Origin of the sequence: Wolbachia endosymbiont (group B) of Erebia ligea (assembly GCF_947179575.1) — a bacterium.
Taxonomy (GTDB): domain Bacteria; phylum Pseudomonadota; class Alphaproteobacteria; order Rickettsiales; family Anaplasmataceae; genus Wolbachia; species Wolbachia pipientis_C.
Window position 1 is genome coordinate 262,506 of sequence record NZ_CAMXBW010000003.1, and the last position, 23,486, is coordinate 285,991.

26 protein-coding genes, 1 tRNA gene and 3 pseudogenes are annotated in these 23,486 nt (G+C 34.4%); 13 read left to right on the plus strand and 17 right to left on the minus strand.

Annotation, left to right across the window (positions count from 1 at the left end; translation table 11 throughout):
* A complete protein-coding gene (gene gap, locus OM962_RS06115) occupies positions 1–972 on the minus strand; it encodes a type I glyceraldehyde-3-phosphate dehydrogenase (protein ID WP_264331157.1) in 972 nt (323 codons plus the stop codon).
* Positions 973–1,122: 150 nt separating this feature from the next.
* Here gap and OM962_RS06120 point away from each other — a divergent pair, with 150 nt between their 5' ends.
* Together OM962_RS06120 and OM962_RS06125 are read left to right on the plus strand one after the other, a co-directional pair.
* Positions 1,123–1,482 (plus strand): hypothetical protein, encoded by a 360-nt coding sequence (locus OM962_RS06120; protein ID WP_264331158.1) that lies wholly within the window; start codon positions 1,123–1,125, stop codon positions 1,480–1,482.
* A gap of 249 nt (positions 1,483–1,731) precedes the next feature.
* Positions 1,732–2,580, plus strand: a complete 849-nt coding sequence (locus OM962_RS06125; RefSeq protein WP_264331159.1) for a hypothetical protein — start codon at positions 1,732–1,734, stop codon at positions 2,578–2,580.
* 30 nt (positions 2,581–2,610) lie between these two features.
* On the opposite strand, the gene OM962_RS06130 is transcribed toward OM962_RS06125, so the two are convergent.
* Complete coding sequence (locus tag OM962_RS06130; RefSeq protein ID WP_405196978.1) at positions 2,611–2,835, minus strand: transposase; 225 nt, start codon at positions 2,833–2,835, stop codon at positions 2,611–2,613.
* 59 nt (positions 2,836–2,894) lie between these two features.
* Between OM962_RS06130 and OM962_RS06135 the strand changes: the two are divergent.
* Positions 2,895–3,882 (plus strand): annotated as a pseudogene (locus OM962_RS06135) (IS256 family transposase); the annotation flags it as partial.
* Positions 3,883–3,903: 21 nt separating this feature from the next.
* Here OM962_RS06135 and OM962_RS06140 read toward each other — a convergent pair.
* The 11 genes and pseudogenes from OM962_RS06140 to OM962_RS06185 all read right to left on the minus strand — a co-directional run.
* Positions 3,904–4,572 (minus strand): annotated as a pseudogene (locus OM962_RS06140) (IS66 family transposase); the annotation flags it as partial.
* Positions 4,573–4,581: 9 nt separating this feature from the next.
* The gene (locus OM962_RS06145) at positions 4,582–5,082 is read right to left on the minus strand and encodes an IS630 family transposase (protein ID WP_319606738.1); all 501 of its coding nucleotides are present in this window, start codon (positions 5,080–5,082) and stop codon (positions 4,582–4,584) included.
* A 10-nt stretch (positions 5,083–5,092) separates the two neighbouring features.
* The gene (locus OM962_RS06150; RefSeq protein ID WP_319606739.1) at positions 5,093–5,272 is read right to left on the minus strand and encodes an IS630 transposase-related protein; all 180 of its coding nucleotides are present in this window, start codon (positions 5,270–5,272) and stop codon (positions 5,093–5,095) included.
* Positions 5,260–5,439, minus strand: coding sequence for a transposase (locus tag OM962_RS06155; protein WP_264330453.1), 180 nt, complete (start codon positions 5,437–5,439; stop codon positions 5,260–5,262). Before OM962_RS06155 ends, OM962_RS06150 begins: the two co-directional genes overlap by 13 nt.
* A gap of 47 nt (positions 5,440–5,486) precedes the next feature.
* A pseudogene (locus tag OM962_RS06160) lies at positions 5,487–6,188 on the minus strand (IS66 family transposase); the annotation flags it as partial.
* A 222-nt stretch (positions 6,189–6,410) separates the two neighbouring features.
* Positions 6,411–6,824: a YqaA family protein gene (locus OM962_RS07690; RefSeq protein ID WP_319606761.1), complete on the minus strand. Its 414-nt coding sequence runs from the start codon at positions 6,822–6,824 to the stop codon at positions 6,411–6,413.
* Positions 6,793–8,187 (minus strand): cysteine--tRNA ligase, encoded by a 1,395-nt coding sequence (cysS, locus tag OM962_RS06165; protein ID WP_264331160.1) that lies wholly within the window; start codon positions 8,185–8,187, stop codon positions 6,793–6,795. Before cysS ends, OM962_RS07690 begins: the two co-directional genes overlap by 32 nt.
* Positions 8,180–8,836 carry an exopolysaccharide biosynthesis protein gene (locus OM962_RS06170; RefSeq protein ID WP_264331161.1) on the minus strand — a complete coding sequence of 219 codons (657 nt, stop codon included), beginning with the start codon at positions 8,834–8,836 and terminating at the stop codon, positions 8,180–8,182. Before OM962_RS06170 ends, cysS begins: the two co-directional genes overlap by 8 nt.
* 95 nt (positions 8,837–8,931) lie before the next feature.
* Complete coding sequence (locus OM962_RS06175) at positions 8,932–9,588, minus strand: exopolysaccharide biosynthesis protein (RefSeq protein ID WP_264331162.1); 657 nt, start codon at positions 9,586–9,588, stop codon at positions 8,932–8,934.
* Between the two features lie 126 nt (positions 9,589–9,714).
* Positions 9,715–9,882: a twin-arginine translocase TatA gene (gene tatA, locus OM962_RS06180; RefSeq protein ID WP_006013840.1), complete on the minus strand. Its 168-nt coding sequence runs from the start codon at positions 9,880–9,882 to the stop codon at positions 9,715–9,717.
* Positions 9,883–10,022: 140 nt separating this feature from the next.
* Entirely contained in the window at positions 10,023–10,760 is a 738-nt protein-coding gene (locus tag OM962_RS06185; protein WP_264331163.1) for an ABC transporter ATP-binding protein, read from the minus strand.
* Between the two features lie 151 nt (positions 10,761–10,911).
* Between OM962_RS06185 and OM962_RS06190 the strand changes: the two genes are divergently transcribed.
* Positions 10,912–10,985 (plus strand) — tRNA-Arg (locus tag OM962_RS06190).
* A 66-nt stretch (positions 10,986–11,051) separates the two neighbouring features.
* Here the strand turns inward: OM962_RS06190 and OM962_RS06195 are convergent.
* On the minus strand, positions 11,052–12,308 hold the full coding sequence (locus tag OM962_RS06195; RefSeq protein WP_264331164.1) for an ankyrin repeat domain-containing protein: 1,257 nt from the start codon (positions 12,306–12,308) through the stop codon (positions 11,052–11,054).
* Between the two features lie 118 nt (positions 12,309–12,426).
* Between OM962_RS06195 and glpX the strand changes: the two genes are divergently transcribed.
* On the plus strand, positions 12,427–13,350 hold the full coding sequence (gene glpX, locus OM962_RS06200; RefSeq protein WP_264331165.1) for a class II fructose-bisphosphatase: 924 nt from the start codon (positions 12,427–12,429) through the stop codon (positions 13,348–13,350).
* 167 nt (positions 13,351–13,517) lie between these two features.
* Positions 13,518–13,751 carry a hypothetical protein gene (locus OM962_RS06205; RefSeq protein WP_264331166.1) on the plus strand — a complete coding sequence of 78 codons (234 nt, stop codon included), beginning with the start codon at positions 13,518–13,520 and terminating at the stop codon, positions 13,749–13,751.
* Positions 13,752–13,820: 69 nt separating this feature from the next.
* On the opposite strand, the gene tnpC is transcribed toward OM962_RS06205, so the two are convergent.
* Positions 13,821–15,173, minus strand: a complete 1,353-nt coding sequence (tnpC, locus tag OM962_RS06210; RefSeq protein WP_264330459.1) for an IS66 family transposase — start codon at positions 15,171–15,173, stop codon at positions 13,821–13,823.
* 107 nt (positions 15,174–15,280) lie between these two features.
* On the opposite strand from tnpC, the gene OM962_RS06215 reads away from it, so the two are divergent.
* Genes OM962_RS06215 through OM962_RS06235 form a run of 5 tightly spaced genes read left to right on the plus strand, consistent with a single transcriptional unit; the run spans position 15,281 to position 17,244 of the window.
* On the plus strand, positions 15,281–16,204 hold the full coding sequence (locus tag OM962_RS06215; protein WP_264331167.1) for a hypothetical protein: 924 nt from the start codon (positions 15,281–15,283) through the stop codon (positions 16,202–16,204).
* The gene (locus OM962_RS06220) at positions 16,194–16,373 is read left to right on the plus strand and encodes a transposase (RefSeq protein ID WP_264330453.1); all 180 of its coding nucleotides are present in this window, start codon (positions 16,194–16,196) and stop codon (positions 16,371–16,373) included. Before OM962_RS06215 ends, OM962_RS06220 begins: the two co-directional genes overlap by 11 nt.
* 47 nt (positions 16,374–16,420) lie before the next feature.
* Positions 16,421–16,540 (plus strand): hypothetical protein, encoded by a 120-nt coding sequence (locus OM962_RS06225; protein WP_264330464.1) that lies wholly within the window; start codon positions 16,421–16,423, stop codon positions 16,538–16,540.
* A 28-nt stretch (positions 16,541–16,568) separates the two neighbouring features.
* Positions 16,569–17,051 (plus strand): IS630 family transposase, encoded by a 483-nt coding sequence (locus tag OM962_RS06230; protein WP_264330460.1) that lies wholly within the window; start codon positions 16,569–16,571, stop codon positions 17,049–17,051.
* Positions 17,052–17,064: 13 nt separating this feature from the next.
* Entirely contained in the window at positions 17,065–17,244 is a 180-nt protein-coding gene (locus OM962_RS06235; RefSeq protein WP_264331183.1) for a transposase, read from the plus strand.
* A gap of 164 nt (positions 17,245–17,408) precedes the next feature.
* On the opposite strand, the gene OM962_RS06240 is transcribed toward OM962_RS06235, so the two are convergent.
* Complete coding sequence (locus OM962_RS06240; RefSeq protein ID WP_264331168.1) at positions 17,409–19,499, minus strand: PD-(D/E)XK nuclease domain-containing protein; 2,091 nt, start codon at positions 19,497–19,499, stop codon at positions 17,409–17,411.
* Positions 19,500–19,507: 8 nt separating this feature from the next.
* Positions 19,508–20,980, minus strand: coding sequence for a hypothetical protein (locus OM962_RS06245; RefSeq protein WP_264331169.1), 1,473 nt, complete (start codon positions 20,978–20,980; stop codon positions 19,508–19,510).
* Positions 20,981–21,388: 408 nt separating this feature from the next.
* Here OM962_RS06245 and OM962_RS06250 point away from each other — a divergent pair, with 408 nt between their 5' ends.
* Together OM962_RS06250 and OM962_RS06255 are read left to right on the plus strand one after the other, a co-directional pair.
* Positions 21,389–22,288: a DMT family transporter gene (locus OM962_RS06250; RefSeq protein WP_264331170.1), complete on the plus strand. Its 900-nt coding sequence runs from the start codon at positions 21,389–21,391 to the stop codon at positions 22,286–22,288.
* Positions 22,289–22,335: 47 nt separating this feature from the next.
* On the plus strand, positions 22,336–23,486 hold a 1,151-nt coding region (locus tag OM962_RS06255; protein ID WP_264331171.1), incomplete at its 3' end, for a UDP-glucose dehydrogenase family protein.

Genomic DNA, 23,486 nt, shown 5'->3' on the forward strand with positions numbered 1-23,486 from the left:
TTACAATAAAGCTATATCTAACATTCTCAGTGAAAAAGCCCATTCATTGTCATACCACGCTGCAACTCTACAGATATCACCTGTGACATATGTACCAGCTAAATCCACAATTGCACTATAAGGGTTATGGACAAAGTCTATTGAAACTAAAGGCTCGTTACATACGGAAAGCACATGATTTGCTGAATTCTTAAATATTTCGTTTATTTCCTTAGTTGTTGCTCTCTTATCAGCTAAAAATTTAAAATCAACCATAGAAACGTTGCTAACCGGAACTCTAATAGCAGTACCATCTAGCTTACCCTTTAACTCAGGAATAACAGAACCAATTGTTTTTGCTGCTCCAGTTGTAGTTGGCACCATAGAAAGGCCACAAGCTCTTGCCCTGCGTAAGTCTCTATGGTTGCCATCAAGAATATTTTGATCATTCGTATAGGCATGTATAGTGGTCATAAAACCGCTTTTTATACCTAAATTGGAGTGTAAAATGTGTACAATCGGAGCCAGACAGTTTGTAGTACAAGAACCTGCTGAGATCACTTTATGCTCCTTTTTTAGCATACCGTTATTTACGCCGTAAACTACAGTTACGTCAGCATCTGAAACTGGAGCAGAGACAATTACTCTCTCTGCATTATGCTTTGCTGCTTCCGCACGCTTGTTGAATGCACCAGTGCATTCAAGTACTACATCAACATTCCAAGGAATATTTTCAGGGCTACGTTCTCTATATAAAGAAAATTTCCTGCTATTTATAGATAGCCAATTTTCAGACTCGTTAAAATCAATATCGCCGTTAAATTTGCCATGAACAGAGTCATATTTAATCAAATGTGCATGCTGCTCAGCACTGAGCGACCCATTTACCGCCACAACTTCTATTTGCTCGCTATAGTTTTCTACTTCAAAAATAGCACGCAATACATTTCTGCCTATTCTACCAAGACCATTAATTCCTACACGAATTGTCATTTTCCATCTTAAAAGTTTAATTATAGAGGATATTGCCTGATATTTCATTCTATTCTTTTAGTTGTTAATCCTAATGTTATAATATATTGATTGACTAAAGAAACTGTATCACTTAATTAATAATATCTAAATTTTAACTTGGAGTAGGTTATGCATGGATTACCAATGACAAATTCAGATAATCAGTATCAGCAAAGAAAAATAGAAGCATTGCAAAAAGAAAATAAAGGACTGTCAGAAAAAGTGAAAACACTACAGAAAATGTCAGTGCTGCACAATGAAATGCTAGTAATGCTACAGTGGAAATCAATAACAGAGAAACTGCGCACAGAAATATTAAAAAAACTGCTAGAAGCACCTCAAGAAGCAGCAGCATTTCAATTAGAAGAAAGAGATGAAGATCAGCAAGTAATAGAAGACATACTGGATATGCAAGAAGAATTTGAATCTTTACAAAATTTGGAAAGTACTACTATTGAACAAACAAATATTCAAGGACAGAGCATATAGCTCTTTCCTACTCTTCAGAGTTAGCTAAATAGCTGACTCTGAAAAGTAGATAACAATTAGGGCTTATTTTACCTTTTTTATTTAGTAAATTCCTTAATATTTCTAATTATAAAGAACCCGTCAGTTATTTTTGTATTTTACGGCTAAGGATATTACTCTTTGGTATCTTATACTTTAATATCTTAATAATTAACTTGATTAAGTAACTATAGTACTATATTATTTAACTCAATATTAATGATAATTATTATGGATTTAAAAAACTTACAACAAGAGTTGCTTGGAATAATTTTTCTCATACTTGCACCAGCTAGTGCAGAAGAAGAAAGAGATATGAAGGAGCGAGCATTAGAGATTATAGGTATATTAAAAGATCATATTAATGATGATATAGAAATGAACAATCTGAGAATGACAATTTTAGACTGCATTATCCTGTGTGATAGTCAAGATAACGTAAGGTTAAATAACAGATCGTTATTAGACTTAGAAGATGCCGTCAAAAGTATTGGAGGGAAAACTTCACAAGAGTTAGGGCGAGTAAATCAGATTCCACAGCAACCAAATAGTATTGGGTTAGCGTTAGCAGAAGCTACAATACAATATGAGGCGCATGTGAGAGAAATGGAAGAGAGAAATGTAAGGATTATCACCTCAATTGGAGTATTAGGTATAACAGCCTTAGGAGTTAATCTTGGAAAATCAAAAGTGAGTGAAATTATTGGTACAACACTTGGAGGACTATTATCCATGCCAATAATGGTCATGTTACCAGCATCAATAGCAGTAGCGTTAAAAAACAGGAATTCAGAGCTTAGAGAAGTAGTACAATATTCTCTTGATGCAACAAGTAAACCGTCAAGGATTGGGTTAGTAGCAGCTTTAGGAGCAGGCGCGATGATGTTAATTAACAATATAACTAGCAGCAGCACTGAAACAAATATGGAATTATTAGGCCCTGGTTTTATAGCTGCAACTGGAGCTGGAATTGGTGCTGCATTGTCAACGGCTTTAGCGAGAAGGATGTTTGCTACTATCTCTACAAATTTGGAAAGTGTTGCCACTGAACAACAAAATATTCAAGGACAGAGCATATAAACTTGTAATAGTTTTAAACTATAGTATTTTCTAAAATGGATGATAAAGTTCCATTATGGTATTACCAACCAAAAGCTGTAAGTCTGTATATTTATACATGAGAGGTCTGAGGCGGCTTTTGATGGTATGCCAACAGTATTCTATAGGATTCAAATCTGGTGAATATGTTGGAAGATACAGCAAATGACAGCCAAAAGACTCTATTAATGATTTTGTTTTAGTGGTCTTATGAAATGTAGCATTGGGAACGTTCAAAAAAGTGTGTCAAACCGAGAAGTAAAGTAATAAATTGATATAAAAAATGGAGGTTTGATATGAGTCAAGCAAATAGAACTAATGGGTTGGTAGATTATAAAGAATTAGAAACAAATATCCTGTCATCTATACGAGAAGGAAAACCATTGACAGGAAAAGATGGAGCATTAACACCGTTTATAAAAAGGTTGCTAGAGGCAAGTCTGGAAGGTGAAATAGAAAACCACATGTCAGCTAAAAGTGAAGAAAATAACCGAAGAAATGGGAGAAACGCAAAAACTTTACGCACGAGTGGAGGCTCATTTGAGCTGCTAACACCAAGAGATAGGGAGGGAAGTTTTGAACCACAAATAGTTAGAAAAAGGCAAACAAGCCTACATCCAGAACTTGAAGCAAAGGTATTAAGTACATACGCCAGTGGCATGGGATACAGAGACATAGCTTCACACGTTGAGGAAATATATGACCACAAAATATCAGCAGCAGAGATATCCAGTATTACTGATAAACTGCTACCAATAATCAATGAATGGCGCAGCCGTCCACTGCAATCAGTATATCCAATAGTGTTCATGGATGGCATGTTTTTTAAGGTTAAGGAGGATGGACATTGTGTAAGCAAGTGTATGTATAACATATTAGGCATAGATCAAAATGGCAGAAAAGAAGTATTAGGTTTTTATTTGGCTGAAAGTGAGGGAGCTAATTTCTGGTTGGGAGTGCTAAATGACCTCAAAGAAAGAGGAGTAGAAGATATTCTAATTGCCTGCATTGATGGGCTAAAAAGCTTTTCTACAGCTATAAATAGTATATTTCCTAAAGCAGAAGTACAACTATGTATAGTGCATCAGATAAGGAATTCACTGAAATATGTATCTAGCAAAGATGTAAAAGTTTTCATGAATGATTTGAAAAAAATATATCGTGCTTCAAGTAAAGAAATTGCCGAAAATTATTTGCTTGAACTGGAGGAAAAATGGGGCGAAAAGTATCCATTAGTCATAAAATCTTGGCAGAATAATTGGGAAAATTTGTCCAGTTATTTTCGTATCCGTTCAGAGGTGTGGTTTAAGAAACAACAGCTAGCAGGTTTTGAAAAGGGTTTAATTCCTTTTGTTTCCAAGTCAGATACAACGAAATTATCCGCTCAAGAAATCTATTCCCTCGCTCTGACTGTGCAAAATATGAATTCTTACGATAGACAACATAATGCCGTATCTGTCGCTCAACATGGTTATTCGTTAATGGAATATTCTCTGGGTCATCCAAAAATGTCCACATCATTGACTCGGATTTTATAATACCCTTTACCGTTCGTGAAGCTCCTTTTGCTTCAAGTATATAAGATATTTTTATCATGCAGTACTGTATGTATCTTCGTAATTCTTTAGCTTGCTTAGTGAACTTTGAAATACTAATTTCATTTTCTGACAAAGCGTTTTTTAATACAAACAATCCATTAGCTGCGTCTTTTAAACAATGGCCAAGTCTCATTACTTCACTATTCCAACTATGAGATAACCTCTCGAAATTTCTCAATAAGTGAGCCCAACAAATTTGTCGTTTTTCATCACTGAAGTGGTTGTAAACTGCATATCTGTCAGTAATTACCAGGTTTTTGTAATCACAAAATGCACTATTCTTTAAAAATTTCATTCCTCTTGTATCTGCTAACTTCATAAGACTTGCTTTATTGTTGGCAAACATCCAGCACCATCCCAATTTGCCTTTGTTGTATAGTATTTTCTAAAATGGATGATAAAGTTCCATTATGGTATTACCAACCAAAAGCTGTAAGTCTGTATATTTATACATGAGAGGTCTGAGGCGGCTTTTGATGGTATGCCAACAGTATTCTATAGGATTCAAATCTGGTGAATATGTTGGAAGATACAGCAAATGACAGCCAAAAGACTCTATTAATGATTTTGTTTTAGTGGTCTTATGAAATGTAGCATTATCCATAACTATAGTTGTGCCAAGTGGCAATTTAGGTAATAACATCTTCTCCAACCATGTATTGAATACCTCTTTGTCACACCCACCTTTGAAAGTCATTGGTGCAATAAATCTCTTTCCAATCCACCCGGCTACTATACTGATTCTCTCTCGAGTTCTCCCTGGAATATCTGCATAAATTTTCTTTCCTCTTGGAGCGCGTCCATATTCTCGGTATAACTTATTATCAACTCCTGCTTCATCTATATATAAGATGCTGGAATGGTCTATTTTTGAGATTTTATCAATAAATTGCTCCCTATCTTCTTGATTGCGCTCTTGATATAGTGTGACTTTTTTTTAAAGTAATTTTTAGCTGTTTTAGTCTATACCAAATTGAGTTTATTCCAAATCCAAGATTTTGTTTCATCTCTGCCAGAGTATGATCTGGATTCTTTGTAACATATTCTTCGAGTATTTTGGGGTCTATTTTTCGAATAAAGCTACCGTTTTAGATGGCTTGAGGCTTTCACCAGCAGCTTTCTTTTTTAACCAACGGTACAGAGTTGCTATTCCTATCTCCATAAGCTCTGCTACCTCAACCTTTGTCTTACCTTTTTCTATCATCAATACTGCCTTTTCCCTTAAATCCACACTATATGCCATTATAACTCAAATACTTTATTATACCTTTATCATTTACTTTAGGAAATACTATAGTGACTGGTTTCATCAATATGCAAAATTTCGCTTGCTTTTATTTCTTCCTCTATTTGTTCATAGGCTTCTTTACATTTTGACGAAACCCTTGCTTCACTATTGGACACACTACCAACACTTATACTCATGTTAAAGATGTCTTTCATAATATTCGCTATTTCTCGCTTTGAATTCTTATAAAACCCACTTAGTGATGCAACTACTGACTTAACTCTAGGACCAAAGGTATCCGGTGTAACTCCTTCTGGTAATTTGCTACTCCTTCTTTTTCCGCATTTACGACAGCGACCATGTTCTAATTGATACTCAACTACGTAAGGCTTAATTTCTGGTAAATCAACTTTTTGATAGACATATGGTTTTTCCGATATTGCGATTTCTTCACCACACTCGCATCTATTTGGTAACTCTACCTTCACCACCTCATCTGCTTCCATTTTAGCTCGGCAATTCCCCTTATGTCCAACTTGACCACCTATCTTCCTGCCGCCCTCTGACTTATCTTCTGGTGTGTCTTTTTTTATTTTGTACAGCTCTTTTGAACTTGGTAAAGATGAATTCCTTGAGTTTAAGCCGAGTCTCTCTCTTAGTTCAGCATTCTCTATTTCTAAGATTTTATTTTTTTCTTCAATCTTTGCTACTTTCTGCTCTAAGTTTTTACATAACTCTACAATACTGATCAACAATTGAAGCATCTAGCCTTACTTTACTATCAACATTTTGTGTTATTACTACTTTAATATATTATGTCAATTGTTTTTTATCCTTGCCACACCTCTGAACGGATACTATTTAAGAGGTTATTAGGAGTATTTGATCGTATTATGACAAAAACTAATAAAAACGTTTTAAAAGGTAGTGTGGAGAAGAAATTTAGCTCAATATGACCAGAAGAAAAGTTGTTTATTGATGTTTAGTTAGATGGTAAACGTTAGATACAACAAACAGAGGAAGTTAGATAAAATAATTAAGGGAACAAGAATATAAAGGTTTAACTTGAAGTAACCGGATAAAATCTGAGTCACACTTCCAAGTGCTGGTACCCACGAAAGCAATGCAACTGCACAAATCAGTAGGTGCCTTACAATTTTTGGTGTTTTGTCTTCATTCTCTAATTTGTGATGTGATCTTCTGATAAAAATTGTTATTCTACCTAAATACCAGTTAGCTATTCCACCAAGACTGGATCCCGATACTCCAAAAAGTAATATAAGTAGTGGATTGTAATGTGACCTAAAGCATAACATAGTGTAAAGTACAAAACCTTGATGTATGGGTAAGATAAGCGATGATACTAGGCTATCTATAAACAATAGGAGATAATTTTCCATACCAAGTTGTTGTACCATCTTCGTTGTCAGAAATTGTAACCCCCATTTGTTTCAATTGCTCTCTTATTTTGTCTGCAGTATCATAATCTTTATTTTGTTTTGCTACTTTTCTTAAGTCTATCAACCTTTCTATTTCTTGATTACTCACACCACTTGCAAACCACTCTTGATAACTTGACTCAAGAATACCAATGAACCTTGCGCTTTTAACAAACTTCTTAGTTAATTTGAGCTTCTCATATTCATTACTTGTCTTATTGATTTCTGTAGCCATTTCATGCAATATGGCTACAGCTTCAGGAATGTTTAAATCGTTTTTCAAAGCCTCTATAAAATCTTTAGAGACTTCTGCATCACTTTCCTCAATACATGTACTACGTAATAACCGATAAAACTTGTTTAAAGTTTCTTGCGACTCAGAGATAACATTTTCTGTCCAATCAAGTGGTTTTCTGTAGTGAGTTTTAAGCAGCGCATAACGTATTACTTCACCCTTTATTCCACTATCTAACAAATCCCTTACTTTGACTATATTAAATAAGGATTTGCTCATTTTCTCTTCATTTACCGTAAGAAACCCGTTGTGTACCCAATATTTTGCAAACGTTGACTCAGCAAATGCAGATTTACTCTGTGCAATTTCATTCTCATGATGAGGAAATTGCAAGTCTATACCGCCACCGTGAATATCAAAATCTTTGCCAAGGTAAGCATATGACATTGCTGAACATTCTATATGCCACCCTGGTCTTCCCTCTCCCCATGGACTATTCCAGTGACTTGAAAGTTTATAGTCAGTTTCGTTTGCAGGTTTCCAAAGTACGAAGTCTCCTGGGTGTTTTTTATTTTCACCCACTTCAACTCTATTACCATGATCCAATTCATCAATTTTTTTTCCTGATAAAACACCGTACTCAGGGTAAGATTCTACACTAAAATATACATGTTTATTTGATTCATAAGCATGACCAGAATGCAGCAAAGATTCAATTAACTCAATAATTTGGTCTATATTTTCTGTTGCTTTTGGTTCATGTGTTGGTTCTACGCAATTTATGCTTCTCATATCTTCATGAAAAGCTTTGGTATAATATGCGCTGATACTTTCTATATTACTACTTTTCTTATTTGCTGCATTGATTATCTTGTCATCGATGTCGGTTATATTACGCACATAAGTAACTTTGCCATAACAAAATTTCAGCAGTCGAAATAATACATCATAAACAACAACAGAACGTGCATTTCCTATATGTGCAGTATCATATACTGTTGGTCCGCAGACGTACATTTTTATATGATCTTTATCGATCGGTGTAAAGGGCTCTTTTTTTTTTGTTAAAGTGTTGTAAAGCTTAACCATATACAAAGCTTTTTAGAAAAGAAAATGCTCCAAATATAAGCTGTGGTCCTTTAACTATTACGACAAGAGTAAGTAATAACCCACACAATGATACTAATACTCCGATTATAGAGAGAAATCCATCTTTGCTCATGATACCCAGTGAAATGAGAGTTGTACCAATTGCAGGAATGAAGTTAGTTAAAGGAAGTGGGATTGCTATCGATAATGCACAAAGCAGCATTATAAATGCTAAAATATTTTCACCAGGACCACGAAAAATGAAAGACATTCTTGGTTTCATGAACTTTTCTATTTTTTTTAATGTAGGTGAAGTTTTCTCTACCACGAGAGCTAGTGTTGACCGTTGAAAAAATTTCCTTTCTAGCCAATTAGGCATCCAAGGAGAATCAAACCCAAATAGAAGCTGCAGTGAAAATAAGATTAAAGGTATAGAAAGAATGGTTGTATAGCCAGGTGGAACAGGTATAGGTACTGATAGCGGTAAAGAGAAGATGATTATTAAAATACCAAAACCACGCTCATGTAAAGCTGTTTTAATATCAAATAATGTTACTTTATCATTATCGTTATTATTAGTATCTGCAACCTCTTTTAGAATATCAGAGGCCAATTTTTTATCTTCAGTCAATTTCACACTTTTTTCCACAGATACCCTTTAATAACAATATAACTTCTAACTAACATAGTTATTGCTATATTTCAATATCGATTATTCATTTCATGCTGTACTTCATTCTTTTATTAAAGTTTTATAAAGCTTTTAAGAAGAGAAAGTGTTCCGGCTATAAGTTTTGGTCCTTTAACTATTACAATAAGGGTAACCAATAACGCACAGAATGAAACTAACACTCCTAACGTAGATAAAAATCCATCTTTACCCATAATGCCGAGTGAAATAAGAGTTATACCAATTGCAGGAAGGAAGTGAGTAAAAGGTAATGGAAGAGCTATTATTATTGCACAAAGCAACATCATAAAAGCTAGAATCTTTTCACCCGGACCAAGAAAAATAAAAGATATTCTTGGTTTCATGAACTTTTCTATTTTTTTTAATATAGGTGAAGTTTTCTCTACCACGAGAGCTAGTGTTGACCGTTGAAAAGATTTCCTTTCTAGCCAATTAGGCATCCAAGGAGAATCAAACCCAAATAGAAGCTGCAGTGAAAATAAGATTAAAGGTATAGAAAGAATGGTTGTATAGCCAGGTGGAACAGGTATAGGTACTGATAGCGGTAAAGAGAAGATGATTATTAAAATACCAAAACCGCGCTCATGTAAAGCTGTTTTGATGTCGAACAATGTTACTTTATCACTATCGTTGTTATTGGTATCTGCAACCTCTTTGAGAATATCAGAAGCCAATTTTTTATCTTTGCTCAGTTTCGCACTTTTTTGCATAATTGCCCTTTAATAACATTCTAACTAACGTAATTATTAATATATTTCAGTTATACCTCTTCAATTCTTTAGCCTTTTTTAAACAAATGACACGCACTAAAGTGCGTGTCACGAAACATAAGGAAGCTAACGATCTGGTTCATTAGATGATAGTTTCTCTGAATCCTTAAGTTCTTGTTTAAGGTTTTTAATGCCTTTGCCTAAATCACCCATAACTTGTGGTAACCTACCTGCACCAAACAGAACTAAGATTATTATTAAGACTAGAAACAGCTGCCATGGACCTAAACTCATTTGTACCTCCGTTGAAAATATTAACTTTTAGGTATTAAAACTTGACTGAAGCCAAGTGATACATAAATTATATCACTTTTATTGAATTATAAATCAAGAGTTTTTAATTATCTTATAATAGTTTTAGCCTAACATTAAGTTTAGTTTAGCTGTAGAGTAAAAGGAAGCTCACTAAAAAATTTTGCTAACGTATCATCTTTAGGTCTGTGGTATATGTAGCTAGGAACTCCTGATTGAATAATTTTACCATTTTTCATCACGTAAATAAAATCTGCAACTTTCAACGCTTCTTGCGGGTCATGAGTTACCATGAGTACAGGAATATTTTTGCTTCTAAAAAGTGACAATATATGGTGCCTTATTCGATATTTGAGCAGTATATCTAAATTAGAAAATGGTTCATCGAGCAAAACAACATCAGGATTTTGCGCCATTACTCTTGCTATTGCAACTAATTGTTGCTGTCCTCCTGATAAAGCATGAGGGTAAATGTTTTCATATTTTTCTATATTAAATAGCTTTAAGATTTCCAATGCAGTAAGGTATTTTTCTTTCTTAGAAGTACTGCAAATAGCAAAAGTTATATTTTCTATTACTGTTTTATGAGGAAATAATGCAGAATGCTGAAAAATCAATCCGATATTTCTACGCTCTATAGCAATTGACACTTTGTTACTTGCAACTAATTCATCATTTATAACAATGGTTCCAGATTTTGGATTTTCTATTCCTGCGATTAATTTTAGAATTGTTGACTTGCCACAGCCAGAATGACCTAGTAAACAGGCAACACTTCCTTTCTTCACTTGAATGTTGATGTTGCTTAAAGCAAAGCCATCTTGATTACTATAAAAGTAACTAATATTGTTAACTAGCATTAATCTTTCAATTGGAATCGTATTATTAAATATAACAGTATTACATTCAAGAAATACAGAAATATTTTTTATTATTGTGAATTAATTGTACAGAGTGCCTAGAAAAATGCGAGACTTTTTGCTATAATTTTGCATAAATAGCAGAAGACATGGGACTATAGCTCAGTAGGATAGAGCGTTGGATTCCTAATCCGAAGGCCGTGCGTTCGAATCGCACTAGTCCCACTTAATTTTGATAAAGTGGTTTAACAATCAAGAAATTATAATTGGTTTGAAAAGTGATTCTAGGAGCTAGATTGCATGGTTTCTCAAACTTGAATTTACAGGTTCAACCTTATTTTCTCTCATTTCTCTGTAACTTGGAAGTGTAAAATTTTTTACATGTAATCCAGTTACCATTACAACTAAAATAGCTAGGACACTGAAAACTAATGCGCCAGCTAAAGATGGAACTATCACAGCAGCAGCAACAAACAATCCTGTAATAACAACTCCAACAACATCACTCCTTAATGAGGTGTAAAAACTCTCCTTACTTTTTTTGTATTTAGTTTCTTTTTCATGTGGTGGAGAAAATTGAGCCTCTACAAAGCCGTTAGCTTTCTTATCATTATTTGGTGTGACAGTTGGGCCAGTCCTTGTTGATACAGGTGCTTCATTTTTGTTATTATTACCATTAGTACTAACTGGAGGCGCTGTTGCTACAGATCTATTACCAACGTTTCCATTACTTCTGCTAGGTTTTATTCTAATTTCCTTTACATTAGACGTTTTTTGCTTTTCTTGTTTCTTATCTATTGATGATTCAAGCAATTTAATTATTGCAACATTTGAGTAGTATTTACGATGATCAGAATTGTTGGGATCTCCTTTAAACTTAGAATCTATTTTAAGTTCTTTTTCAAGTGATGACTGACTTTCTTTAATGACTACCAAAAGATTCCTAACATCAGCTTCTGGTATATCCGTCATATACTTTAAAAGTAACCTAACTTTTGGTGGATCACCATCTATAGAGGCATCACTCAAAGCCTGAACTTTCTCTTCTTCAGTAAATCTTTTGTTATTCAAGAGTATCTTCATAACTTCAGTGCTCTCATTGTGAGGAGCTGTGTTAAGAACCTCTAGTATTTTCGTATGATCTATGTAATCTAAAAATATCTCAAACTCTTGAACTTTACCTTCATTAACGGCGGTCAACAAAGCATTCGATTTTCTTTCTTGATCAAATTTACCGCTATCCAAAAATATCTTTATAACGTTAGGTTTTCCACCTGACACAGCGTAATCTAATACAGTTTTAGAAGTAGTATCTCCAATATCAATTTTAATGTTTGACTTAGCAAGCAACTCGATAGTTTTGAGGAATGTATCATGATCATTTACAATATCATTCCTCCCTGGGCGGAGAATATCCATAAATAAATCACAAATATTTGCATCTGTTGCTCCACTTTGTTTTAGCTTCTCACAAAATTCATGAGCAGTTATATCAGGATTATTAGTTACAAATTCCTTTACATTGTCATAAGCTAAGTTACTGACCATATTCAAAACCTATCATTATTGCTATATGCTTGTTATATCAACTTTTTCATGATCAGTCAAGTAATCTTGCAGTCTCAAATGGCATGATATATATTGATTTATGATTCTCGAGTAAATGATGGAAGATTTAGCTTATAAGTTAGTGAAAGTAACCGAAGCTGCAGCACTTGCTGCATATAAATTGGCAGGCCTTGGTGATGAAAAAAAGGCCGATCAGGTTGCAGTTGATGCAATGCGTACGGTGCTAAACTCAATGGAAATAAATGGTACAATTGTGATTGGGGAAGGGGAGAGGGACGAAGCACCGATGCTATATATCGGAGAAAAAGTTGGCACAGGAAGTGGCCCTGACATTGACATCGCTGTTGATCCACTTGAGGGCACTACAATTTGCGCTCACTATAAACAAGGGGCAATGTCTGTTCTTGCTGCAACAAAAAAAGGTAATTTTTTACATGCACCTGATGTTTATATGGAAAAGATAGCAGTGGGAAAAAATCTCCCAGAGGGTGTAGTCTCACTAAAAAATAGGATTGAGAAGAATCTGGACAATTTAGCCAAGGCAAAAGGATGTAAAGCAAGTGATCTTATAGTAACTGTACTTAAACGTGAAAGACATGATGAATTAATAGCAAAAATTAGGAAGCTAGGAGCAAAAGTGAAATTAATAGATGATGGTGATGTTGCAGCCATAGTTTCGCTAATAAATGGCAATCACGATATGTATATTGGAACAGGTGGAGCTCCAGAAGGAGTGCTTGCAGCAGCAGCGCTAAGCTCAATCGGTGGGCAGATAGAAGGAAGATTAATATTTGACACGGATCAATTAAAAGAAAGAGCAAAAAATTTGAATATCACTGACCCAGAAAAAATCTACACCGTGAAAGACATGGCAAAAAGTGAATCAGTGTTCATTGCAACTGGAGTAACAAATGGAGAGTTTGTGGATGGAGTAAAGTTTGGCCAAGATATTTGTCTGACTAATTCATTAATAATATTGCCTGGTAAAGTAATAAAAATACAAACAAAATCAATATCTTAAACATTTGTCATATGCTGATTATAAAATTTTTATAGAAGGAAGATACTTATAATTGTCTTAAAAAAATGAATTTACATGTTAATTTTAGCTTTACAACATTTGGCATTAAGTTATAATTAAGCTTATTTAAGTATGAGAGGTGTGAAATATTTGACTGGGTTTCTAATTTGTTAAATAGTGAGGAGAAAAATTCACCGCCTGAAAAAAATAATAATTCTTTCTCTAACAGCACAGAAAGTTTATTAGTCCAATCTACTAAAAAAAATCCTCAACTTGATGATCAAAGTAGAACTGACGCGTCTCCTCAAATAAATCTTCAATTTAGTGAGGATGATGTAAAAACGTGCTCCAAGGCTTCGAAAAATTGGATTATAATGATAGTAAGTGTTTTAACAAAATAGCAGAGAAGTATAAAAAAGAGAGAGGCCTTTTTGACTATGTAGTGTTAAGTATCCGTTCAGAGGTGTGGTTTAAGAAACAACAGCTAGCAGGTTTTGAAAAGGGTTTAATTCCTTTTGTTTCCAAGTCAGATACAACGAAATTATCCGCTCAAGAAATCTATTCCCTCGCTCTGACTGTGCAAAATATGAATTCTTACGATAGACAACATAATGCCGTATCTGTCGCTCAACATGGTTATTCGTTAATGGAATATTCTCTGGGTCATCCAAAAATGTCCACATCATTGACTCGGATTTTATAATACCCTTTACCGTTCGTGAAGCTCCTTTTGCTTCAAGTATATAAGATATTTTTATCATGCAGTACTGTATGTATCTTCGTAATTCTTTAGCTTGCTTAGTGAACTTTGAAATACTAATTTCATTTTCTGACAAAGCGTTTTTTAATACAAACAATCCATTAGCTGCGTCTTTTAAACAATGGCCAAGTCTCATTACTTCACTATTCCAACTATGAGATAACCTCTCGAAATTTCTCAATAAGTGAGCCCAACAAATTTGTCGTTTTTCATCACTGAAGTGGTTGTAAACTGCATATCTGTCAGTAATTACCAGGTTTTTGTAATCACAAAATGCACTATTCTTTAAAAATTTCATTCCTCTTGTATCTGCTAACTTCATAAGACTTGCTTTATTGTTGGCAAACATCCAGCACCATCCCAATTTGCCTTTGTTGTAGTGACTGGTTTCATCAATATGCAAAATTTCGCTTGCTTTTATTTCTTCCTCTATTTGTTCATAGGCTTCTTTACATTTTGACGAAACCCTTGCTTCACTATTGGACACACTACCAACACTTATACTCATGTTAAAGATGTCTTTCATAATATTCGCTATTTCTCGCTTTGAATTCTTATAAAACCCACTTAGTGATGCAACTACTGACTTAACTCTAGGACCAAAGGTATCCGGTGTAACTCCTTCTGGTAATTTGCTACTCCTTCTTTTTCCGCATTTACGACAGCGACCATGTTCTAATTGATACTCAACTACGTAAGGCTTAATTTCTGGTAAATCAACTTTTTGATAGACATATGGTTTTTCCGATATTGCGATTTCTTCACCACACTCGCATCTATTTGGTAACTCTACCTTCACCACCTCATCTGCTTCCATTTTAGCTCGGCAATTCCCCTTATGTCCAACTTGACCACCTATCTTCCTGCCGCCCTCTGACTTATCTTCTGGTGTGTCTTTTTTTATTTTGTACAGCTCTTTTGAACTTGGTAAAGATGAATTCCTTGAGTTTAAGCCGAGTCTCTCTCTTAGTTCAGCATTCTCTATTTCTAAGATTTTATTTTTTTCTTCAATCTTTGCTACTTTCTGCTCTAAGTTTTTACATAACTCTACAATACTGATCAACAATTGAAGCATCTAGCCTTACTTTACTATCAACATTTTGTGTTATTACTACTTTAATATATTATGTCAATTGTTTTTTATCCTTGCCACACCTCTGAACGGATACAGTGTTAAGCAAGCAAAAGGAGATAATCAATATATTAGATAATAAGCTTCCTGATCTCAAAAGACAAGAAGAGTTTAGAAAAAGATTGGGTGAGTATATTTATTCTAGGATTAAAGATGGAATGAGTTATGGAGAAAAGCTCCAAAGTACACCTCAGTTTCTTAAAGGTAAGGCAGAAGAAGTATTATCAGATTTTAAAAATTTGAGATTCGATTTTAAGGATAATAAATGTGAAGACCCTAATGATTATGTAAATTATAATAGCGGCCGGCCGGCAGATCCATTTGATAAAATAGCAAATTATTATCGAAGAAAAAGGGATATTTTTCTTTTTAACTATGCGATATTGAGTCAGCAAAACGAAATAATGAATATATTAGATAAGAAGTTTACTAATGAAAATCAGAAAAAGAATTTTGAAAATAGGTTAGGTAGATATCTTATTCGAATTGAAGAAGGGATGAATGATGCAAAAGAATTTCTAAAAGAAGATGGTCTAGTAGGCTTTTTTGATGGATGTTATTGGCCAGGCGAAAATGCAGAAGTTAATCATTATGATAATCTTAGTGTAAATATTATTAAACCTGAAAAGAGTTTAGAAACAAGCCATCTTTTCACTAACAAAATTGAAAGGATGGAAAGAAATAAAAATGAGGTAAAAAGAGCAAAAATATACAGCGATGGTAAACTAATTGTAACGATTGAAAAGAATGATAAGCAACAAAGAAATTACCGCTTTGCAAAAGATGCAACATGCGATATGAAAATTAGGTGGAGTGCAGAAGATGAGAAAGGTAATTCTGTTAACTGCTTTATTAGTTTAAATGTAAATCCTAGTGAAATTGAGATTGGTCAGCCAACTATAGTATTTCCTAAAGTAAATGATAAAGGTATAATAAAGTATTTGAGTTATAATGGCATATAGTGTGGATTTAAGGGAAAAGGCAGTATTGATGATAGAAAAAGGTAAGACAAAGGTTGAGGTAGCAGAGCTTATGGAGATAGGAATAGCAACTCTGTACCGTTGGTTAAAAAAGAAAGCTGCTGGTGAAAGCCTCAAGCCATCTAAAACGGTAGCTTTATTCGAAAAATAGACCCCAAAATACTCGAAGAATATGTTACAAAGAATCCAGATCATACTCTGGCAGAGATGAAACAAAATCTTGGATTTGGAATAAACTCAATTTGGTATAGACTAAAACAGCTAAAAATTACTTTAAAAAAAAGTCACACTATATCAAGAGCGCAATCAAGAAGATAGGGAGCAATTTATTGATAAAATCTCAAAAATAGACCATTCCAGCATCTTATATATAGATGAAGCAGGAGTTGATAATAAGTTATACCGAGAATATGGACGCGCTCCAAGAGGAAAGAAAATTTATGCAGATATTCCAGGGAGAACTCGAGAGAGAATCAGTATAGTAGCCGGGTGGATTGGAAAGAGATTTATTGCACCAATGACTTTCAAAGGTGGGTGTGACAAAGAGGTATTCAATACATGGTTGGAGAAGATGTTATTACCTAAATTGCCACTTGGCACAACTATAGTTATGGATAATGCTACATTTCATAAGACCACTAAAACAAAATCATTAATAGAGTCTTTTGGCTGTCATTTGCTGTATCTTCCAACATATTCACCAGATTTGAATCCTATAGAATACTGTTGGCATACCATCAAAAGCCGCCTCAGACCTCTCATGTATAAATATACAGACTTACAGCTTTTGGTTGGTAATACCATAATGGAACTTTATCATCCATTTTAGAAAATACTATAGTATACCTGGTGTAGGTGCAATAACAGCTATTACTTTTATTTGTTATCTACCCGAGCTTGGAACTCTCCAACATAAAGAAATATCCAGCCTTTCCGGAGTTGCACCTTTTAATCGAGATAGTGGTTTTAGTAAGGGAAAAAGGTGTATTCAGGGTGATAGAACAAAAAAACTCCAACAATAAATTATACAAACTTCATCAGGTTAACTGTAACTTAAGAAAACATAAATCAAATTTTCTTGCTCAAAGACCTTGCTTTTTCTCCAACCTTACTCAAACGTACTCTAGCTTAATGCATAATTTTACCCATAAACAACCTTATCTTTGGTACTTTTATTAGTTACAAGTCATCTAGAAAACCCAGATGCTCTACGAAGCCCACCAATCAATATCAGATCCTGCTCTTGTCCTACAGCATTTAATATAGCGTATAACAAAACCATCGCATCTCCCCCAGTAATACGCTTGCATCCTCCACAAAATTCGTATTCACTTAACTGTCGATTTGCCTCCACCCTTTTTCGTTCAACTTGTTCTGCGGTGTTAGCATACTTCAACTCTATTCCAATTGGATGAGTATCATCATTTTCCGCAGATTTTGATAATACTAGGTCTATTTTCCTTCCTCTCTGTAGCTGGAACTCAATAATTACCTTGGCAGGATTATCGCAACTTTGAAATATCCCACGCAACAAAGCCTGAAATTTAGCTTCATTGTTCACGAGTAGACGGGTTTCATTTAATAACGGAGACAACAGACGAGAAATCTCATTAAATAAAACTTCATACCTAGCCCTGTACTCACCATTAACATTACCATCATTACCAAAATTAGGCTCAGCACTCATCAACTGATCTGCAAGTTGATGTAAATTCCTAACATTACCCATTTGTTCTGAAAACCTTCCCTCGAAATAACCTTCACTATGAGAACGTGAGTAAGCACGTAGTGATTCGAATTTCTTTGCAGAAGCCACTTCCAGATGACCCTGGACATCTACTTCACAAAGTACTTGACGCACCTTAGCATCATCTGTGGCTTGAGGCAGTAACGACAGGTTCAATGCCTTGTCTGGTAAAGTCTGCCACTTTAAACGACGAAAAATGTGAAGCACAACAAAACCAATATTTGATAAAAATAGAGCTAAAGTTAACGCATGGCTTACAATATCTGCTGCATCTCCCCTACCACCTGTACGTTTCATTTTCTCTCCCTGAGAGTGGTTAAATAGATACTTGGTAACCCTTACCTCCCGCCCATCATTTGTTTCTAAGTCCCTCCTTGTAGATAAAACATTTCCAAAAACAAACGATGACGTACAGGAAAAAGTGTTACAATGAGGCGATTGAGTGAACTCTGATGCTATGGGTTGTAAAAAACGTTTTACATTTCCCCTAACTCCATTTCCATGAGGATGTAGTAAACCCGGTATTAAGGAAAGACCACCTTCTGAAAAGGCCTGCACAGAAGTTCGGAGACCAGCACCTCCACGTAATTGAAAATTTAACGCTACACAAACAGCACTTGGTGATGAGGTATGAATAGGCAAAGACGAAACAGAACAACTTTTAGCATAATCTTTAGCTTGCTCTAATCCTTCCTCATCACCAACCTTCAACTCAATTATAATTGGAACCGAATCATTTGTCTGATCAACACCACGAACAAGCAAAACAACATCTGCATAACCTTTTCCTATAAGTAGCTCTGGGTAGAAATCAGCCACAGCTCGGTATCTAAAATTTACTAAAAACCCACACAGAAAACCGTGGTAATCAGACTCTGCACGAAACACTAAGCTATCTTCATGTTCATCATGGATATCAATAACATATTCCAAAATTCTTTTAACATTAGTACGCACTTCTCCTGTATCATCATTTGCCAACTCACTCATCAGGTCTAACAATTCACCTTGTTCTCTGATTGGGTTAATTTCATGAAAAATTGGAGCTCCAGGTTCATCACGTTGAGGAAATCTATCTATTTCATGAATAAACCTACATTCTTCTCCAAACCGAAATATTTTATACTCTTCCCAATCCAGATCCTCATCTTCCTGTAATTCTTGTGGAAGATTCTCTTCTACCTGCTGCTTCTCTTCTGCACTAAACCTTGACCCAGGGCTGTTCTCATTATCAGCAACAGTATAACACCTGACTATTCTTCTATTTTCTTTATTAGTGAGAACAGCAACTTTTAGATTTCCATAATTGTCAAAACGAAAATAGACTCTTTCATCTTCAACTAATATACCTGCATCATGTGCAGTAGAAAACATACCAAAAAAGAATGTAGGAAAAAAGCCAGGCTTATTAGCCGAATGCAAAAAAGATGGACAGTTGTTTAAAAAACCTACAAATTGTCTACTAAACTCATCACAACCTCCACTTAATAAAGCCCTAACTAATTCACGATCTTCATTATTACCATGCATAAATACTCCTATTTGTTAACAACTGCAGCAGGCGAAATACTAACATTAGTACCCACTAACGTAGATTGAGGACCTTCAGTGCTAGCAGAGAATAAATTCAAATTTCTCGCTGACTTACACAACTCTTCTATTAAATTGCAGGAGCTAGTTGCATCTATCATCTTAGAATTCCTTGTTTTATCTAAACTATTTGCTATCCTCTCTTTTAATGATTTAAAGCTTTTGTCTGAACAACAATCTTTAGCAAACTTTAAAATACTCAAGACCAAATCAACTTTTTCACCATCGCCAGCACTTTGAGTATCCTTGCTGTTCTCCTGATCTACAATCAAATTTGAAATTGCATTTTCCATTGCAACAAAAGCAATCCTATCTTTAAAAGGATCAACAACATTTATTTTATTTTGGTTAAATACACTAGATTCCCAAAGACTGCTAATAGCTGACCTTGCTTCATTCCTGTTATCCAAGTCATAATCTTTAGAAACTACAACAAATGAAAGCGATGAGAGAAGATGTGCATATCCTCTAGGTGAAAGCATTTTCTCTACTTCAGATCTTGAACATCCCTCGCTCAAGTACTGGATAACATACTTAGTTGTGCAAAGAAAACCGTGCTCTACTAAGTAACTAAGAGGACGATAGATCACACCCCTATCTTTCTTATTCGGTAGCCCAAGTAGTGACTTATGATCTACTTTTGCGCTTATGACTTTACCTAGAAGGGAACTTAAGGTAGAAGCAAGTTTATAGCTAGATTGCAATGGAGATAATTTTGCAATAGCAGAAACTAGCAATTTTTCTCTCTCTTCTTTCACTAATTTTTCTTCAGAACACAGACGATTATAGAAGTGTTCCACTCCCTTACTCCACTTGAAATCTACAGCCTTATTAAATCCATCTTCTGCTTCTATATTTTCTCTAAGGTTACCTGATTCTTGATCAATCCAGAAATTGAAAACAGGATCACGTCTTCCCATGGAACTTAACAATTCAACTCTTGCAAGCTTATCACTGCAAGCTAAATTCTTATCTTCCTCACATGCACCTTTATGAGATAAGTCAGATCTAAAAGACTCTAACGCCTTGTCAAATAATTGCTTAATTTCACTCTCTACACACTCAATACATGCTATTTTATATATAGCAAATGGATTCAACACACCTGATTTAGCTAATTCTCCTACCAATTTAGCAACATCTAGTGTCGCACCTGACCAACAAGATTCATCACGAAACGCATTACATAAGAGGTCCGATTGCTCAACGGTTAGACCCTCTACTGTTACAGGGTGAGCCTTGACCCATTCCTCAATAGCTGAAGTTCTATCACCTTTAACAACATCCTTCAGCTTACTTATTACTTTGCTAGAGATAATCTCTTTATTTTTTTTAGGATCAGAACTGAGACGAGATCTTTTGCTTGGGCCTGCATTACCCTTCAAATCTTCCGTTCCACGTTTAGTTTTACTTTTTGGCATCTAATTACCTCAAAATCAAATATTCAATGAAGGTATTATACAAGCATTAGAATAATATATAAATCGAAAAATTAGTGTGCACCTAAATTTAAGCAGTAATTATAGACCTGCTGCAAAAGAGGAGATATTAAAGAGAGATGTAGCAAGAGGGAATGAGCTTAAATTATCAAATTAACGTTATTCTACTTTACCTCACTAGCATTTTCCTTACCTTGAGCCTTACTATTACTCACAAATATAAACGTTCGTTACATAGCTCTTAATATGTCTAAAGAGACGAAATTTCCCGAATTATTTATAATTAACCCTTACGATCACATTCTGGGGACGTACATCAGAAAACTTTTATATTATTAGTTTTGTAGTAAAATTATATGAGTACATCGTATCTATTAAATCAGAAGCTTTATGGATTACAGATTGAGAGCTTATTTGTTTGGGGTTATCTGGTTTATACTTAGCTTACTTAGTAGTGTAGCTAATGATACTATATCAAAATATCTAAGTTTACATCTTCAGAGTTTTGAAATAATTTTTTTCCGCTTTCTGTTTACCACTATTACCCTTGTACCTTTTATGTTTTACTATGGAATAGAAACTTTTAAAACAAGTCAAATATCTACTCAAATAACCAGGGGTGGGTTGTTGTTTTGTGGAATGACCTTATGGACTTACGGGTTGACTGTTTTCCCCATAGTAACTGCAACGATTATAAGTTTTTCTATACCATTATTTGTTATACTTCTTGCAATCCCTTTGCTAAACGAAAATGTAATTTGGCAAAGATGGATAGTAACTGTTATTGGCTTTGTTGGTATTGCTATTACTACCAAAGCTCATAGTGAAGATTTTAATCCTAAAATTCTTATTTTTATTGTATCTGCATTGATCTTTGCTATATTAGATATACTTAATAAGAAACTTGTAATAAAAGAGTCAGTAATAAGTATGTTATTTTATTCAGCTCTAACGACAACTATTTTTTCTACTCCACCTTTGTTATTTTATTGGCATATGCCTTCCTTGTTGGAGTTAGTATTACTGCTGATTTTAGGAATAAGTTCAAACCTAATTCTGTTCTTCATGTTAAAAGCTTTTGCTCTTACTGATGCTACTGCACTTGCACCGTATAGATACATAGAGCTAATAATTTCTGCAATAGTAACATACGTTATATTTAATGAATTACCTGATGAAAGTGCTTTATATGGTACTTTGATATTAATACCATCAACCTTATTTATAGCTTATTCGGAAGGTAAGGCAATTAAGAAAAATAATGTAACAACAAAAGTTTATAATTGTTAATGGTATTTATTTTAGATGCTAAGCTATATTTTTAAGGTGATAATAAAATGCACATAACTATTATAGGAGTAGGGTATGTAGGCTTAGTATCTGGTACAATGTTATCTGAGCAGGGCCATAAAGTTGATTGCATTGACATAAATACTGAGAAGATTGAACTTTTGAAATCAGGGAACATTCCTCTATATGAACCTGGATTAGCAGATTATTTAGAGAATAATATAAAGTCACAAAGGATAAGATTTTTCGATTCGTATTTTCAAATAAATCCCAATACAGAAGTAGTATTTATAACTGTAGATACTCCATCAGACTCCCTAGGAAATGCAAATTTAAAGAATGTATATAATGCAGTAAGTGAAGTTTCTGAGAGAGTTAATCAAGATTGCTTAATAGTGATAAAGTCAACTGTTCCTCCTGGTACTGCAGAAAATATATATAATTATTTATCTAATAAGGGCTATAACTTTGATTTGGGGGTTAATCCAGAGTTTCTCAAGCAAGGCTCTGCAGTATCAGATTTTTTATACCCAGATAGGATAATAATAGGAGTAAAAACTAAGCTAGCTAGAGCAAAACTAGAAGTTATATATAGATCATTTATAGATAAGAATATTCCGTTAATAGTCACTGATACAGTTACTGCTGAAATGATTAAATATGCTTCTAATGCTTTTCTAGCAACAAAGGTTGCTTTTATCAATGAGATGGCAGGTTTATGTGAGCTATTAGGAGCAGACATTGACCTTTTAGCTAACAGTATGGGAATGGACCATAGAATAGGTAAGGAATTTCTCAAAGCTGGTCCAGGATTTGGAGGATCATGTTTTCCTAAAGATTTGTCAGCTTTAATAAGGCTTGCTGAAGATCACAATGTCAAGCTACAAATTTTAAATTCAGTTAAGGAATCTAACTATAATCATATAACAAACATTGCTAAAAAGGTAGAATATGTATTAAATGGAGTCCAAAATAAAAAAATAGCAATATGGGGGCTAACTTTTAAGTCTGGTACTGATGATGTAAGAAATAGCCCAGCTATAGATATTGCACAATTGTTAGTGAATAACAAGGCTAAAATTACTGCATATGACCCAATGGGGATGGATAATGCTAGGCAAGTTCTAAAGGATATAGAATACGCGGACAATGCTATAGGGGCTGCAAGGGACGCGGAAGCCTTGTTATTGTTAACGGA